General features: G+C 71.7%; 10 protein-coding genes, 2 rRNA genes and 1 pseudogene. 3 read left to right on the top strand and 10 right to left on the bottom strand.

Going from position 1 to position 14,723, the window contains the following annotated elements:
• Window positions 1-63 precede the first annotated feature (63 nt).
• The 5 genes from ACGRHY_RS21870 to ACGRHY_RS21850 form a co-directional block, all read right to left on the bottom strand.
• Window positions 64-1,200 carry a glycosyltransferase family 4 protein gene (locus ACGRHY_RS21870; protein ID WP_394637015.1) on the bottom strand — a complete coding sequence of 379 codons (1,137 nt, stop codon included), beginning with the start codon at window positions 1,198-1,200 and terminating at the stop codon, window positions 64-66.
• 208 nt (window positions 1,201-1,408) lie between these two features.
• Entirely contained in the window at window positions 1,409-3,160 is a 1,752-nt protein-coding gene (gene recN / locus ACGRHY_RS21865; RefSeq protein ID WP_394637014.1) for a DNA repair protein RecN, read from the bottom strand.
• 115 nt (window positions 3,161-3,275) lie between these two features.
• On the bottom strand, window positions 3,276-4,163 hold the full coding sequence (locus ACGRHY_RS21860) for an NAD kinase (RefSeq protein WP_394638153.1): 888 nt from the start codon (window positions 4,161-4,163) through the stop codon (window positions 3,276-3,278).
• An 86-nt stretch (window positions 4,164-4,249) separates the two neighbouring features.
• Window positions 4,250-5,080 carry a TlyA family RNA methyltransferase gene (locus ACGRHY_RS21855; protein WP_394637013.1) on the bottom strand — a complete coding sequence of 277 codons (831 nt, stop codon included), beginning with the start codon at window positions 5,078-5,080 and terminating at the stop codon, window positions 4,250-4,252.
• A 7-nt stretch (window positions 5,081-5,087) separates the two neighbouring features.
• Window positions 5,088-5,405: a hypothetical protein gene (locus tag ACGRHY_RS21850; RefSeq protein WP_394637012.1), complete on the bottom strand. Its 318-nt coding sequence runs from the start codon at window positions 5,403-5,405 to the stop codon at window positions 5,088-5,090.
• Window positions 5,406-5,476: 71 nt separating this feature from the next.
• On the opposite strand from ACGRHY_RS21850, the gene ACGRHY_RS21845 reads away from it, so the two are divergent.
• Both ACGRHY_RS21845 and ACGRHY_RS21840 read left to right on the top strand, forming a co-directional pair.
• Window positions 5,477-5,824, top strand: coding sequence for an SCP2 sterol-binding domain-containing protein (locus tag ACGRHY_RS21845; protein ID WP_394637011.1), 348 nt, complete (start codon window positions 5,477-5,479; stop codon window positions 5,822-5,824).
• Window positions 5,825-5,913: 89 nt separating this feature from the next.
• Complete coding sequence (locus ACGRHY_RS21840; protein WP_394637010.1) at window positions 5,914-6,657, top strand: class I SAM-dependent methyltransferase; 744 nt, start codon at window positions 5,914-5,916, stop codon at window positions 6,655-6,657.
• 77 nt (window positions 6,658-6,734) lie between these two features.
• Here the strand turns inward: ACGRHY_RS21840 and ACGRHY_RS21835 are convergent, their stop codons facing one another.
• A complete protein-coding gene (locus tag ACGRHY_RS21835) occupies window positions 6,735-7,802 on the bottom strand; it encodes an HAD hydrolase-like protein (protein WP_394637009.1) in 1,068 nt (355 codons plus the stop codon).
• Window positions 7,803-7,879: 77 nt separating this feature from the next.
• Here ACGRHY_RS21835 and ACGRHY_RS21830 point away from each other — a divergent pair.
• A pseudogene (locus tag ACGRHY_RS21830) lies at window positions 7,880-9,163 on the top strand (DUF1015 family protein); the annotation flags it as partial.
• A 26-nt stretch (window positions 9,164-9,189) separates the two neighbouring features.
• Here ACGRHY_RS21830 and ACGRHY_RS21825 read toward each other — a convergent pair.
• The 4 genes from ACGRHY_RS21825 to ACGRHY_RS21810 form a co-directional block, all read right to left on the bottom strand.
• On the bottom strand, window positions 9,190-9,978 hold the full coding sequence (locus ACGRHY_RS21825; protein WP_394638152.1) for a tetratricopeptide repeat protein: 789 nt from the start codon (window positions 9,976-9,978) through the stop codon (window positions 9,190-9,192).
• Window positions 9,963-10,844 (bottom strand): hypothetical protein, encoded by an 882-nt coding sequence (locus tag ACGRHY_RS21820; protein ID WP_394637008.1) that lies wholly within the window; start codon window positions 10,842-10,844, stop codon window positions 9,963-9,965. The genes ACGRHY_RS21825 and ACGRHY_RS21820 overlap by 16 nt, the downstream gene beginning before the upstream one ends.
• A 200-nt stretch (window positions 10,845-11,044) precedes the next feature.
• Window positions 11,045-11,161 (bottom strand): 5S ribosomal RNA (gene rrf, locus ACGRHY_RS21815).
• A gap of 109 nt (window positions 11,162-11,270) precedes the next feature.
• A 23S ribosomal RNA gene (locus ACGRHY_RS21810) occupies window positions 11,271-14,390 on the bottom strand.
• Window positions 14,391-14,723: the final 333 nt, after the last annotated feature.

The following is a 14,723-nucleotide window of genomic DNA, read 5'->3' as shown; positions in this document are numbered from 1 at the left end:
CCGGCCGGCCCCGGGGCCCGCACGCGGCACGGCGAAGGCCCGGCACGGCGAAGGCCCGGGCGGTCAGCCTCCCTGCGCCAGCTCGTCGTACACGCTCAGCACCTGTGCCACCGTGTCGTCCTCGCTCGGCCATGTCGCGGCCTGGGCGCGACCGGACTCGGCCAGCCCGCGGCGCCGGGCGGGGTCGCCGAGCAGACCGCCCACCGCCTCCGCCAGTGCGTCCGCGTCGCCGTAGGGCACCAGCAGCGCGGCGTCGCCGACCAGCTCCGGCAGACCGCCCACCGCGCTCGCCACCAGCGGCACCCCGGCCCGCAACGCCTCCTGCGCCACCACCGCCCGGCCCTCCCAGCGTGCGGGCAGCACGGCGACATCGGCGGCGGCGAGCAGCTCCAGGGCGTCCTCGCGCCGTCCCAGCAGCCGTACCGGAAGCTCCTCGGCCTCGATGCGGCGCTGCAGCACGGGGCGCGCCGGGCCCTCCCCGGCGATGGCCAGCAGGGGCTGCGGATCCAGCCGGCGCCAGGCGCGGGAGGCGGTCAGCAAGGTGGTGTACCCCTGGCGGGGGAGGAGCCGGCCGACGGCGAGGACCAGCGGGCGGCCGGTGACGCCCAGTTCGGCCCGGGTCTTCTCCCGCGCCGCGTCCTCCGCCCTGTCCGGCCGCTCCCCGTGGCCCCCGCCCGTCACGGAAACGGTCACCGGGGCCAGCCGGGCGTCGCGGGCGCCGTGACGGCGGGCGCGGTCCACCAGGTCCGAGGTGGTGCCGAACACCACCTGCGCGGCCCGTACCACCCGCCGCTCCAGCAGCCGCGCCAGCCGGGCCCGTACCCCCGCCGGCTGGGCCCTGGCGTGCCAGGTGACCACCAGCGGTGTCCGGCGCCGTCCGCACAGCGCCAGGGCGGCCGGCACACCGGCGCGCAGCCCGTGCGCGTGCACCACAGCGGCGTCCGCGCACACCGCGCGCAGCACCGCGGCCGCCTCGGGGCCGGTGCCGCAGGACAGTGGCACGAAGTGGGCGCCGAGGCCGGTGAAACCGTAGTCCGGCTCGGTGCCCGGCGGCGCGCAGACGGTCACCCGCACTCCCCGCGCCACCAGCCCGGCGGTCAGGGAGCGCACATGTGCGCAGACTCGGGCGCTGCCGCCGCCGATCACCTGCACGACGTGCAGCGGCGTCGTGCCGCGCGGCGGAACCGGGGTGGTCTTCACAAGGGGCCGGGACTCCTGGGGTGAGGGCTCGGAGGGTTCGGACGGCTCGGGCTCGCGGATCCGCCCCGCCGGGGTCGCGGATCACGCACAGCAGCGTACGGCGTACGGGCGGTGCGGCGCCTCCAGGATGCCACCCCGGTCCCGGCGGGACGCCACGCCGTACGGGTGAAACGCGTGCGGCGGGAACGGGTGCCCGAAGGCCCGGGGTTCAGATGCCGGAGCGGGCCGCCTCCAGCAGCTCCTCGGCATGGGCGCGGGCGAGTTGCGAGTCCTCCTGCCCGGCCAGCATCCGGGACAGCTCGCGCACCCGGTCCTCGCCCAGGAGGGTCTTCACACCGCTGTGCGTCACCGAGCCGTCGGAGGTCTTCTCGACCGCCAGGTGCCGGTCGGCGAACGCCGCGACCTGCGGAAGATGGGTGACGACCACGACCTGTGCCGACTTCGCCAGGCGCGCCAGCCGCCGTCCGACCTCCACGGCCGCCCGGCCGCCCACACCGGCGTCCACCTCGTCGAAGAGATAGGTCGGCACCGGGGCGGTACCCGCGAAGACGACCTCGACCGCGAGCATCACCCGCGACAGTTCGCCGCCCGAGGCGCCCTTGGCGATGGGGCGGGGCGGGGCGCCGGGGTGCGGGGCCAGCAGCAGCTCCACCTCGTCCACGCCGTGGGGGCCGAAGACGACCGGCCGCCCGTCCACCTCGATCCCCGACTCCTCGTCCGCCGTCTCGTGCTGCCGCAACTCCACGGTGACGCGGGCGTGCGGCATGGCCAGCTCGGCCAGCTCGGCGGTGACCGCGTCGGCGAACCGCTTGGCGGCCTCCGTCCGTGCCTGTGTCAACCGCTGAGCGAGGGCGGCCAGTTCGGCGCGGAGCGCATTGCGCTCGGCGGTCAGTTCGCCGATCCGGTCGTCGTCGCCCTCGAGTTCGGCGAGCCGGGCTGCGCTCTCCTCGGCCCAGGCCAGGACGGCGGCGGCGTCCTCGCCGTACTTGCGGGTCAGATGGGACAGGGCGGCCCGGCGCTCCTCGACGGCGGCCAGCCGCGCCGGGTCGGCGTCCAGGTCGTCGGCGTACCCGGCCAGTTCCCCGGCGACGTCCGCCAGCAGGATGCCCACCTCGCCCAGCCGGTCGGCCAGCGCCGCCAGCGCCGGGTCGTGCGACCGCACGGCCTCCAGCGCGCGCTGGGCGCCGGCGACCAGCGCGCCCGCGTCCACCGACTCCGGGTCGGCCGGATCGCCGGCCAGCGCGCCGTGGGCGGTGGCCGCCGCCGAAGCCAGGGCCTCGGCATGGCCGAGCCGCTCGGCCTCGGCGGCCAGCTCGGCGTCCTCCCCCGCCCGGGGCTCGGCCGCGGCGATCTCCTCCAGGCCGAAACGCAGCAGATCGGCCTCCTGGGCACGCTCGCGGGCGCGTGTGGTCAGCTCCGCCAGCTCGGCGGAGACCGCACGCAGCCGCCGGTAGGCCTCGCCGTACCCGGCCAGCGGGGCGAAGACCGCCTCGCCCGCGTACCGGTCCAGCGCCTCGCGCTGCCGGGCGGGCCGCAGCAGGCCCTGCTGGTCCGTCTGGCCGTGCACCGCGACCAGGTCCTCGCCCAGCTCCGACAGCAGCCCGACGGGCGCGGAGCGCCCGCCGACATGGGCGCGCGAGCGTCCCTCGGCCGAGATCGTCCGGCTGACCAGCAGCACGCCCTCGTCCAGCTCCGCGCCCGCCTCCTCCGCCCGCCGCGCCGCGGGCGCGCCGGGCGGCAGCACGATCCGGCCCTCCACCACGGCGGCCTTGGCGCCCACCCGCACAAGGGCGGCGTCCGCCCGTCCGCCGAGCAGCAGTCCCAGACTGGTGACGACCATGGTCTTGCCCGCTCCGGTCTCGCCGGTCACCGCGGTGAAGCCGGGGGACAGCTCGACGACGGCGTCATCGATCACGCCCAGGGCCCGAATCCGCATCTCCTCCAACACGGATACGACCATACGAGGTTCCGCGGCAGGATCCCCACTCGCGGTCCGCGCCACACGCCCCGCGCGCCCCTCCTCCCCACCGCACGCACGGCCGGCGCGGTCGGCACGGTCGGTGCGGCCGGCGCGGTCAGTGCGGCGCCCCGCGCCACCCGGCCACCGGGAGGGCGAACTTCGCCACCAGGCGGTCGGTGAAGGAGGCGTGGTGCAGCCGCGCCAGCCGCACCGGCACCGCGCTGCGCCGCACCTCCACCCGGGCCCCGGCGGGCAGTTCCGCGGTACGTCTCCCGTCGCACCACAGGACGCCCCCCTGGGTCTGCGGCTGCACCTCGACGGCCAGCACCGAATCGGGTGTGGTCACCAGGGGCTTGGCGAACAGCGCGTGGGCGCTGATGGGCACCAGCAGCAGCGCTTCGACCTCCGGCCAGACCACCGGCCCTCCCGCGGAGAAGGCGTAGGCCGTGGAACCGGTGGGCGTGGCGCACACCACACCGTCGCAGCCGAAACGGGAGACCGGCCGGCCGTCGACCTCCGCGACGACCTCCAGCATCCGCTCGCGGGCGGCCTTCTCCACCGAGGCCTCGTTCAGCGCCCAGTCGCGGTGGACGACGTCCCCGTCACTGCGGACGAGCACGTCGACGGTCATCCGCTCCTCCACCTCGTAGGAGCGCGCGACCACCCGCCGCACGACCTTGTCCAGGTCGTCGCGCTCGGCCTCGGCGAGGAAGCCGACCCGGCCGAGGTTCACCCCCAGCATCGGCACCCCCGAGGCGCGGGCGAACTCCGCGCCGCGCAGCAGCGTCCCGTCCCCGCCGAGGACGACGATCAGCTCGCAGCCCTCCACGGCCTTCTCGCAGATCTCACCGTCCTCCACTGTCTGCACGGACGGCGGCAGCGTCAGGTCGGCCGCCTCCGGGGCCAGGACGCGCGCGCCGATGCCGTTGCGCAGCAGCCCCTGGACGACCAGTTCGGCGCTGCGGACGGCGGCCGGGCGGCCGGTGTGGGTGATCAGGAACACGGTCCGCCCGGCGCCCTCCGCGCTCCCGGCGCTCCCGGCTGCCGACGCGGTCTGCGCGGTCGTGCTCTGCTTCGTGCTCTGCGTGGTCACTGGGGGCCCTCCGCCACGGCTCGGTCGACATCGGCCGGGTCCAGTTCGGGTGCCCCGGCACGCAGCCACAGGAAGTACTCGACGTTACCGGAGGGCCCCGGCAGAGGACTGGCGGTCACTCCAAGTACGCCGAAACCCAGTTCCGCGGCCCGGTCCGCCACGGTGCGGACCGCCTCGGCCCGCAGGGCCGGGCTGCGCACCACGCCCCCGCTGCCCAGCCGCTCCCGGCCCACCTCGAACTGCGGCTTGACCATCAGCACCAGATCGGCCCCGGGCGCAGCGCAGCGTGCGAGGGCCGGGAGCACCAGACCGAGCGGGATGAAGGACAGATCTCCGACGACGAGGTCCACCGGCTCACCGCCGATCCGCTCCGGGGTCAGCTCGCGGACGTTGGTGCGGTCGCGCACCAGCACCCGCTCGTCGCTCTGCAGCGACCAGGCGAGCTGCCCGTAGCCGACGTCCACGGCCACCACCCGCGCGGCACCGGCGCGCAGCAGCACGTCGGTGAAGCCGCCGGTGGAAGCCCCGGCGTCCAGCGCGCGCCGCCCGGCCACGGCCAGCCCGCGCGGAGTGAACGCCTCCAGGGCGCCGGCCAGCTTGTGGCCGCCGCGCGAGACGTAGTCGGGGTCGGCCGCGTCCTCGGTCACGACGACGGCCGCGCCGGTCTCCACCTGGGTGGCGGGTTTGGTCGCGGTGGCGCCGCCGACGGCGACCCGCCCCGCGGCGATGAGCCGGCCGGCGTGCTCGCGCGAGCGGGCCAGGCCGCGGCGCACCAGTTCCGCGTCGAGCCGGTTGCGCCGGCCACGCTGGTTTCGTGACGCTGCCACGTGCGGTTCAGCTCCCGGGGTTGTGCGGCGCGCCCGGTGCGGGCGGACCGGGTCGCTGGTCGAGCGCGGTCAGCGTGTCACGCAGCCCGCGGTGCACATCCTCGTACACCTCCAGATGGCCGGAGACGGCGAGGTGGTCGGCGTCCGCCAGTCGGTGCAGCCGGGCGTCGACCCCGGCGTTCCCGGTGGCGGTCACGTGCAGCCCCAGGGGCCGCGGCCCGCCGAGCACGGCGGGGGGCGCCTCCCCCGGCACCGTCCCCGCGCCCACCGGGTCCTGTGCTGCTGGTTCCGTCTCCGGCGCGGCTCCGGACATCGGCTCGTCCATGGTCACGACGCTACCGCGCGCGGCGTCCTCCGCGACGGCGGGCACTCCCTCTGGGGTACCGTCGTGAGGCGATGGCGACCACACAGCAGTGCCGGACCGCGCTGGAGCGGCTGGCGACCAACCTCGCGGACGCGGACGACGACGTGCGCAGCGCCACCGCCCTGGAGCGCTCGGTCAGCTGCCATATCACCGATCTGGACACCAGCTTCACCGGCCGGCTCGTACACGGCCGCATCGAGGACATGACCACCGTCCACGGCCCGCCCCCCGGGCGCGCCCAGATCAGGCTGGCCATGACCAGCGACGACCTCGTCTCGCTGGTGGACGGCCGGCTGAACTTCGCCCGGGCCTGGGCCCGGGGCCGCGTCAGACTGGAGGCGGGCCTGCGGGACCTGCTGCGGCTGCGGTCACTGCTCTGAGCGGCCCCGGGGTCCGGCGGCCGGACGCGCCGGCCGGGAGGCCGCGGGAACCGGGTGTGGGCGGGGCCCCGAGCGGCGACGATGGCCGTATGACCACCGCCTCCCACGCCCGCTCGTTCGACTCCGCCGCGGCCCTGTACGCCGCGGGCCGCCCCTCCTACCCGCCCGCCCTCCTGGACGCCGTCGAGGAGCTCTCGGGCCGTCCTCTGGCCGGTGCCCGCACCGCCGACGTCGGAGCCGGCACCGGACTCCTCACCGCGCTCCTGGCCGCCCGCGGCGCCCGTGTCGTGGCCGTCGAGCCCGGCGGCGGCATGGCGGCCGAGTTCCGCCGTGCCCTCCCCGGCGTCCCCCTGGTGCGCGGCGACGGAGACCGCCTGCCGCTGGCCTCCGGCCGCTTCGATCTGGTCGCCTACGCCCAGGCCTGGCACTGGACCGACCCCGGGCGGTCGGTGCCCGAGGCCCTCCGGGTCCTGCGCCCAGGCGGCGCCCTCGCCGTCCTGCGCAACGACTCCGACGAGTCCGTCGGCTGGATCGCCGGCCAGGCCGAGCGTGTGCGCCGCTTCTTCGGCGCCGGGCAGGACGCGGTGGAAGCGGCCCGCGCCCGCGCACTGCCGTCCGGACCCGGCTTCACCCGTCGGCGGGTGCGCTGGTCCCGGCGGGTGCCGCTGGAGACCCACCTGGCCAACCTCGCCAGCCACTCCGACTTCCTCGTTCTCGGCGAGGAGCGCGCCGCCGACTTCCTGGCCGGGGAGCGCGAGCGGCTGAGCCGCCTCTTCCCCGGCGGTACGGTCGAGGAGTCCTATGTCGCCGCGGCGGGCGTCGCCGTCCGCTGACCGCACCGCCCCCGCGCGGGCTCGTGAACGCGCCCGGCGCCTTCGCGCCCGCGCGGGGGCGCACACGGACGCCAAGGTCACAGGCCGAGGACCGCCAGCGCCTCGTCCGCACCGGAACGGCACACACCCTCCCCCGCTTCCGTCCACGCGGCTGCGCACAGCGCCCGCAGCCCGTCCAGCGGATCGTCCCCGCGGCCCTCCAGCCGCAGCGCGCCGCCCTCCGCCGAAGCGGTCCAGCCGCCGCACAGGAACCCGCTCCGGTCCCCGTCGCGCAGCTCGTCCACCTCCGGCTGCGCCCCCTGCAGTGCCCGCAGGTCGGCGGCCACGTACGTCGGCCGGTGCTCGGGGGGAGCGGCCAGCAGCTGCGCCGCGTCCGTCACCCCGGTGAGCACCAGCAGCGAGTCCACACCCCCCGCGTACGCACCCTCGATGTCGGTGTCCAGCCGGTCCCCCACCACCAGCGGCCGCTCCGCGCCCGTCCGCAGGATCGTCTCGCGGTGCATCGGCGGCAGGGGTTTGCCCGCCGTCCTCGGCTCCGGCGCCGGACGCATCCAGCGCGTCGCGATCCGCACCACCTCCACGGCCGCGCCGTTGCCCGGCGCGATGCCCCGGCCGCTGGGGATCGTCAGGTCCCCGTTGGAGGCGAACCACGGCAGTCCGCGTCCCACCGCGATCGCCGCCTCCGCCAGCCGCCCCCAGGGCATCTCCGGTCCGCCGTACCCCTGCACGACCGCCGCCGGGCCGTCGTCCGCCGACTCCACCGGCTCCAGACCACGCTCGCGCAGCGCCGCCCGCAGGCCTTCCGCGCCCACGCACAGCACCCGTGAACCGGCAGGCAGCTCCTCGGCGATCATCCGCGCCACCGCCTGCGCCGAGGTGACCACCTCCCCCGGCTCGGCAGGCACCCCCAACCGCGTCAGGTGCCCGGCGACGGTCTCGGGGGTGCGCGCCGCGTTGTTCGTCACGTACGCCAGCCGCATCCCGGCCTCCCGGGCCGCCGCGAGTGCCTCGACCGCGTGGACGACCGCCTCGCCGCCCGCGTAGACCACACCGTCCAGATCGAGCAGCACGGTGTCGTACACCCGGCTCGGCGGGGCTCCGCAGCCCTCCGGCCGGATACGTATCGGACGCTGGGATCCGGTCATCGTCGTCTCGCTCCTCGCGCTGGCGGTCTTCCTCCCCCGATCATCTCCCACCCGGCACACCGGCATAGCATGCACCAATGCTGCGATCCCCGGGCCCCGAACACCCCTCGGGCGGCCTCCTTCTCGCCCCCTTCCGCGGCCTGCGCTACGCCCCCGACCGGGTCGGCAGCCTGGCCGCCGTGACCTCGCCCCCGTACGACGTCGTGGTCCGGCCCGACGGCCTGCACCACCTGCAGACCGCCGATCCCCACAACATCGTGCGTCTGATCCTCCCGGAAGCCGCCGACCCGGCCACCCGGCACCTGCAGGCCGCTCGGACCCTGCGCCGCTGGGAGGCGGAGGGCGTCCTCGTACGGGACCCGGAGCCGGCCCTGTACGTCTACGAGCAGCGCCGGGGCGACGTGCTCCAGCGCGGCCTGATCGGCGCGCTGCGGCTGACCCCGCCGGACGAGGGCGTCGTGCTGCCCCACGAGGACGTGATACCGGAGGTGCTCGAGGACCGCGCCGCCCTGATGCGCGAGACCGCCGCCAACCTCGAACCGCTGCTGCTCTCGTACCGCGGCGACGGCACCGCGACCGGCGCGACCGCCGTCATCGAGCGCACCACCGGCAGACCCCCGCTGCTCTCCACCACCACCGAGGACGGCTTCTCGCACCGGCTGTGGGCGGTCACCGGCGCGGAAGAGATCGCCGAGGCCGGACGCGACCTCTCCGGCCGCCAGGCGCTCATCGCCGACGGCCACCACCGCTGGGCCACCTATCTGCGGCTGCGGTCCGAGCGCACCGGGGGAGGCGCCGGCCGGGACGGCTTCTGGGACCACGGCCTGGTGCTGCTGGTGGACACCGCCCGCTACCCGCTGCGGGTGCAGGCCATCCACCGCGTACTGCCCCACCTGCCGGTGACCGACGCCCTGTCCCGGCTGGAGGGCGCCTTCCGCGTACGGACCGTCGATGGTCCGCTCCCCCGCGCCCTGCGCACTCTGGAGACCACCCCCGGCAACGCCTTCCTGCTCACCGGCGGCGGTGTCTTCCACCTGCTCCACGACCCCGACGCGGACCTGCTCGCGGGCACCGTCCGCGGTGGCCTTCCCGAGGAATGGCGACGGCTGGACGCCACGGTCCTGCACTCCACCCTGCTGGCCTCCCTGTGGCGTGTCCCGGACCGTCCCACCGAGATCGGCTACCTCCACGACGCCGCGGCGGCCGTGGAACAGGCCGAGCGCCTGGGCGGCTCGGCCGTCCTGATGCGCGCGGTCGCGGAGGAAACCGTGCGCGGGCTGGCCCGCCTGGGCGTGACCATGCCGCGCAAGTCCACGTCCTTCGGCCCCAAACCGGCCACCGGCCTGGTGCTGCGCGCCCTCGCCGTAGATCGCGCGTCAGGCGCCGCTCAGTGCTCGTCCTCCGCACGCCGGTCGCGGTCGCTGTCCCGGTCGCGGCTCCCGTGCCAGCTCTCCCGGTCCTCCAGGCCGGTCCCGGCCACCTCGACGGGGGTCTCCCCGCTCGCCTTCTCCGGCTCGGGCACGTCTTCCAGTTCCGCCTCCGGATCGAGCGCGTCCAGGAACTCCACACCGTCCAGCTGGGCCAGCCGGTCCGACGCGTCCGTCATCCCGCTCTGGTCCGCCTCCAGCGCCCTGGCGAACCACTCACGCGCCTCCTCCTCACGGTCCACGGCCAGCAGCGCGTCGGCGTACGCGTAACGCAGCCGCGCCGTCCACGGCTGCACGGAGTTCGACGCCAGCTCGGGGCTCTGAAGCGTGACCACGGCCGCCTCGGTCTGCCCCATGTCGCGCCGTGCTCCCGCCGCGACCAGCCGCATCTCCACCTGCCCTGCCTTGTCGAGCTTCTGCACCTCCGGCTCACCGGCCATGGCAAGTGCCTTCTCCGGCCGGCCGAGGCCACGCTCGCAGTCGGCCATCACGGGCCACAGGTGGGAAGAACCGGTCATCCGGCGGGCAGCCCGGAACTCGGCCAGCGCCTCGGTGTACTTCCCCACTCCGTAGGCGGCGAAGCCCGCGGCCTCGCGCACCGCGGCGACCCGGGAGGCCAGCCGCAGCGCGACCTTGGCGTAGCCGTACGCCTGCTCGGCGTCCTCGTCCAGCAGCTTCGCCACCATCACCAGGTTTCTGGCGACGTCCTCGGCGAGCGTCTTGGGCAGGCTCATCAACTCCTGCCGCACATCCTTGTCCAGTTCCTGCCCGGTGACGTCCTCCGGGATCGGCAACCGCCTGATGGGCTCCCGGTCCTGGCCGCGGTCGCGCGGGCGCTCCTCACGCCGGTAGCCGGCGCCTCCACCCTCGCGCCGCCCGCGGAAGCCACCCCGGTCGTCTCGGCCCCGGCCGCCGCCCTGACCGTACGGGCGCCTTCCCCGGTCGTCGTCACGGCGCGGACCGCGCGGCCCCTCACCCCGGTCATCCCGACGGAACGACGGCCGGTCATCACGACGGTCGTCCCGCCGATACGAAGGCCGATCATCCCGACGGTCACCACGCCCCTGATCCCGGTCATCCCGACGGAACGACGACCGGTCATCACGACGGTCGTCCCGCCGATACGAAGGCCGATCATCCCGACGGAACGACGACCGGTCATCACGACGGAAACCACCCCGGTCACCACGCTCGTCATCCCGACGCGGGCCACGCGGCCGCTCACCCCGAACATCACGGCGATCGTCTCGGCCCCGGCCGCCGCCCTGACCGTACGGGCGCCTTCCCCGGTCGTCGTCACGGCGCGGACCGCGCGGCCCCTCACCCCGGTCATCCCGACGGAACGACGGCCGATCGTCACGACGGTCGTCCCGCCGATACGAAGGCCGATCATCCCGACGGAACGACGACCGGTCATCACGACGGAAACCACCCCGGTCACCACGCTCGTCATCCCGACGCGGGCCACGCGGCCGCTCACCCCGAACATCACGGCGATCGTCTCGGCCCCGGCCGCCGCCCTGACCGTACGGGCGCCTTCCCCGGTCGTCGTCACGGCGCGGACCGCGCGGCCCCTCACCCCGGTCATCCCGACGGAACGACGGCCGATCGTCACGACGGAAACCACCCCGCCTCTCGTCACCACTCTGGCGACGCGGCTTGTCCGAGCGCTCGGGCCGGCCCGGCTGCTCCTCCGAGGAATTGGACATTGATGTGGCTCCTGTCTTGGGGTGGTACACGTTCGACCTTAAGCACAAATAGAAAAAGACCTTTGGTCCCAGCATGCACGCTGGGACCAAAGGTCCTTCAAAGATTGTTCGGCGGCGTCCTACTCTCCCACACGGTCCCCCGTGCAGTACCATCGGCGCTGAAAGGCTTAGCTTCCGGGTTCGGAATGTAACCGGGCGTTTCCCTCTCGCTCTGACCACCGAAACACCACTCGAGTGTTCCAAGCGAACAAGCACACTGTTCAATTAGAACCCCGAAAAACCTGCCGAGGCCGTTCGTGGTCTCAGAACCCACACAGTGGACGCGAACATCTACGGACAAGCCCTCGGCCTATTAGTACCGGTCAACTCCACCCCTTGCGGAGCTTCCATCTCCGGCCTATCAACCCGGTCGTCTCCCGGGAGCCTTACCCCCTCCAGGGGGTGGGAGCCCTCATCTCGAAGCAGGCTTCCCGCTTAGATGCTTTCAGCGGTTATCCCTCCCGAACGTAGCCAACCAGCCATGCCCTTGGCAGAACAACTGGCACACCAGAGGTTCGTCCGTCCCGGTCCTCTCGTACTAGGGACAGCCCTTCTCAAGACTCCTGCGCGCGCAGCGGATAGGGACCGAACTGTCTCACGACGTTCTAAACCCAGCTCGCGTACCGCTTTAATGGGCGAACAGCCCAACCCTTGGGACCGACTCCAGCCCCAGGATGCGACGAGCCGACATCGAGGTGCCAAACCATCCCGTCGATATGGACTCTTGGGGAAGATCAGCCTGTTATCCCCGGGGTACCTTTTATCCGTTGAGCGACGGCGCTTCCACCAGCCACCGCCGGATCACTAGTCCCGACTTTCGTCCCTGCTCGACCCGTCAGTCTCACAGTCAAGCTCCCTTGTGCACTTACACTCACCACCTGATGACCAACCAGGCTGAGGGAACCTTTGGGCGCCTCCGTTACCCTTTGGGAGGCAACCGCCCCAGTTAAACTACCCACCAGACACTGTCCCCGATCCGGATCACGGACCCGGGTTAGACATCCAGCACGACCAGAGTGGTATTTCAACAACGCCTCCACACACACTGGCGTGCATGCTTCACCGGCTCCCACCTATCCTACACAAGCCGAACCGAACACCAATATCAAGCTGTAGTAAAGGTCCCGGGGTCTTTCCGTCCTGCTGCGCGAAACGAGCATCTTTACTCGTAGTGCAATTTCACCGGGCCTATGGTTGAGACAGTCGAGAAGTCGTTACGCCATTCGTGCAGGTCGGAACTTACCCGACAAGGAATTTCGCTACCTTAGGATGGTTATAGTTACCACCGCCGTTTACTGGCGCTTAAGTTCTCAGCTTCGCCACCCCGAAGGATGACTGACCGGTCCCCTTAACGTTCCAGCACCGGGCAGGCGTCAGTCCGTATACCTCGCCTTACGGCTTCGCACGGACCTGTGTTTTTAGTAAACAGTCGCTTCTCGCTGGTCTCTGCGGCCACCCCCGGCTCACACCGCACGGGCGATCACCGGATGTGGCCCCCCTTCTCCCGAAGTTACGGGGGCATTTTGCCGAGTTCCTTAACCATAGTTCACCCGAACGCCTCGGTATTCTCTACCAGACCACCTGAGTCGGTTTGGGGTACGGGCCGCCGTGCAACTCGCTAGAGGCTTTTCTCGACAGCATAGGATCATCCACTTCGCCACCATCGGCTCGGCATCAGGTCTCAGGCCTCGTGCCAGACGGATTTACCTGCCTGGCGCCCTACACCCTTACCCCGGGACAACCACCGCCCGGGCTGGACTACCTTCCTGCGTCACCCCATCACTCACCTACTACCGGATCGGGCCGTCGGCTCCACCGGCACCGCACCCCGAAGGGCACGGGCGGCTTCACGGACTTAGCATCACCGGGCTCGGCCCTTGCGCTCCACAGCGGGTACCGGAATATCAACCGGTTATCCATCGACTACGCCTGTCGGCCTCGCCTTAGGCCCCGACTTACCCTGGGCAGATCAGCTTGACCCAGGAACCCTTGGTCAATCGGCGCAGGAGTTTCCCACTCCTGTATCGCTACTCATGCCTGCATTCTCACTCGTGAACCGTCCACCACTGCCTTCCGGCGCGGCTTCACCCGGCACACGACGCTCCCCTACCCATCGACACCCCCGTTGGAGGTTGATGTGCCGATGACACGACGTCGGCGGTGTGCTTGAGCCCCGCTACATTGTCGGCGCAGAATCACTTGACCAGTGAGCTATTACGCACTCTTTCAAGGATGGCTGCTTCTAAGCCAACCTCCTGGTTGTCTCTGCGACTCCACATCCTTTCCCACTTAGCACACGCTTGGGGGCCTTAGTCGATGCTCTGGGCTGTTTCCCTCTCGACCATGGAGCTTATCCCCCACAGTCTCACTGCCGCGCTCTGACTTGCCGGCATTCGGAGTTTGGCTAAGGTCAGTAACCCGGTAGGGCCCATCGCCTATCCAGTGCTCTACCTCCGGCAAGCAACACGCGACGCTGCACCTAAATGCATTTCGGGGAGAACCAGCTATCACGGAGTTTGATTGGCCTTTCACCCCTAACCACAGGTCATCCCCCAGGTTTTCAACCCTGGTGGGTTCGGGCCTCCACGACCTCTTACAGCCGCTTCACCCTGCCCATGGCTAGATCACTCCGCTTCGGGTCTTGGGCACGCTACTACGGTCGCCCTGTTCGGACTCGCTTTCGCTACGGCTTCCCCACACGGGTTAACCTCGCAACGCACCGCAAACTCGCAGGCTCATTCTTCAAAAGGCACGCAGTCACGACACGCCGGCAAACCGGCGTGCGACGCTCCCACGGCTTGTAGGCACACGGTTTCAGGTACTATTTCACTCCGCTCCCGCGGTACTTTTCACCATTCCCTCACGGTACTCTCCGCTATCGGTCACCAGGGAATATTTAGGCTTAACGGGTGGTCCCGCCAGATTCACACGGGATTTCTCGGGCCCCGTGCTACTTGGGTGGTCCTCAAACGAGCCGCAGAGATTTCGGCTACGGGGGTCTTACCCTCTACGCCGGGCCTTTCGCATGCCCTTCGCCTATCCCTACGGTTTCTGACTCGCCCAGCCGCCGGCAGACGACTGCAGAGAACTCCCACAACCCCGCCCACGCAACCCCTGCCGGGTCTCACACGTGTACGGTTTGGCCTCATCCGGTTTCGCTCGCCACTACTCCCGGAATCACGGTTGTTTTCTCTTCCTGCGGGTACTGAGATGTTTCACTTCCCCGCGTTCCCTCCACACTGCCTATGTGTTCAGCAGCGGGTGACAGCCCATGACGACTGCCGGGTTTCCCCATTCGGACACCCCCGGATCACAGCTCGGTTGACAGCTCCCCGGGGCCTATCGCGGCCTCCCACGTCCTTCATCGGTTCCTGGTGCCAAGGCATCCACCGTGCGCCCTTAAAAACTTGGCCTATAGATGCTCGCGTCCACTGTGCAGTTCTCAAACAACGACCAGCCACCCGCCACCCCCACCATCACGGTGGAGTACACCGGGGCCGGCACCGAAGACCTCGACCGCGATGCGGCCGTGCCCTCAGACACCCAACAGCGCGCCCGGCCCGGACCATCCACGGAGCACCACGGTCCACGCCCCACCCTCAGAGAGGGGAGGCAGTACTGGTGTCCTCCGCCGGACCATCCCGGCCGACTAGTCAACGTTCCACCCATGAGCAACCAGCACCGGACGTGCGCCGGTGTTCTGGCCCCTGGCCGGCCCCCCAAGCGGGGACACCGGCAAGAAGTGC

This window comes from Streptomyces shinuiensis (assembly GCF_043660855.1).
In the GTDB taxonomy this organism is placed as follows: Bacteria; Actinomycetota; Actinomycetes; order Streptomycetales; family Streptomycetaceae; genus Streptomyces.
Note: the sequence above shows the minus strand (reverse complement) of the source record. Positions and strands in the feature narration are given on the sequence as shown.

Coding starts and splice junctions, on each gene's coding strand:
- recN (WP_394637014.1), bottom strand. CDS start 3,160: ATGGTCGTATCCGTGTTGGAGGAGATGCGGATTCGGGCCCTGGGCGTG.
- ACGRHY_RS21850 (WP_394637012.1), bottom strand. CDS start 5,405: ATGGACGAGCCGATGTCCGGAGCCGCGCCGGAGACGGAACCAGCAGCA.
- ACGRHY_RS21845 (WP_394637011.1), top strand. CDS start 5,477: ATGGCGACCACACAGCAGTGCCGGACCGCGCTGGAGCGGCTGGCGACC.
- ACGRHY_RS21840 (WP_394637010.1), top strand. CDS start 5,914: ATGACCACCGCCTCCCACGCCCGCTCGTTCGACTCCGCCGCGGCCCTG.
- ACGRHY_RS21835 (WP_394637009.1), bottom strand. CDS start 7,802: ATGACCGGATCCCAGCGTCCGATACGTATCCGGCCGGAGGGCTGCGGA.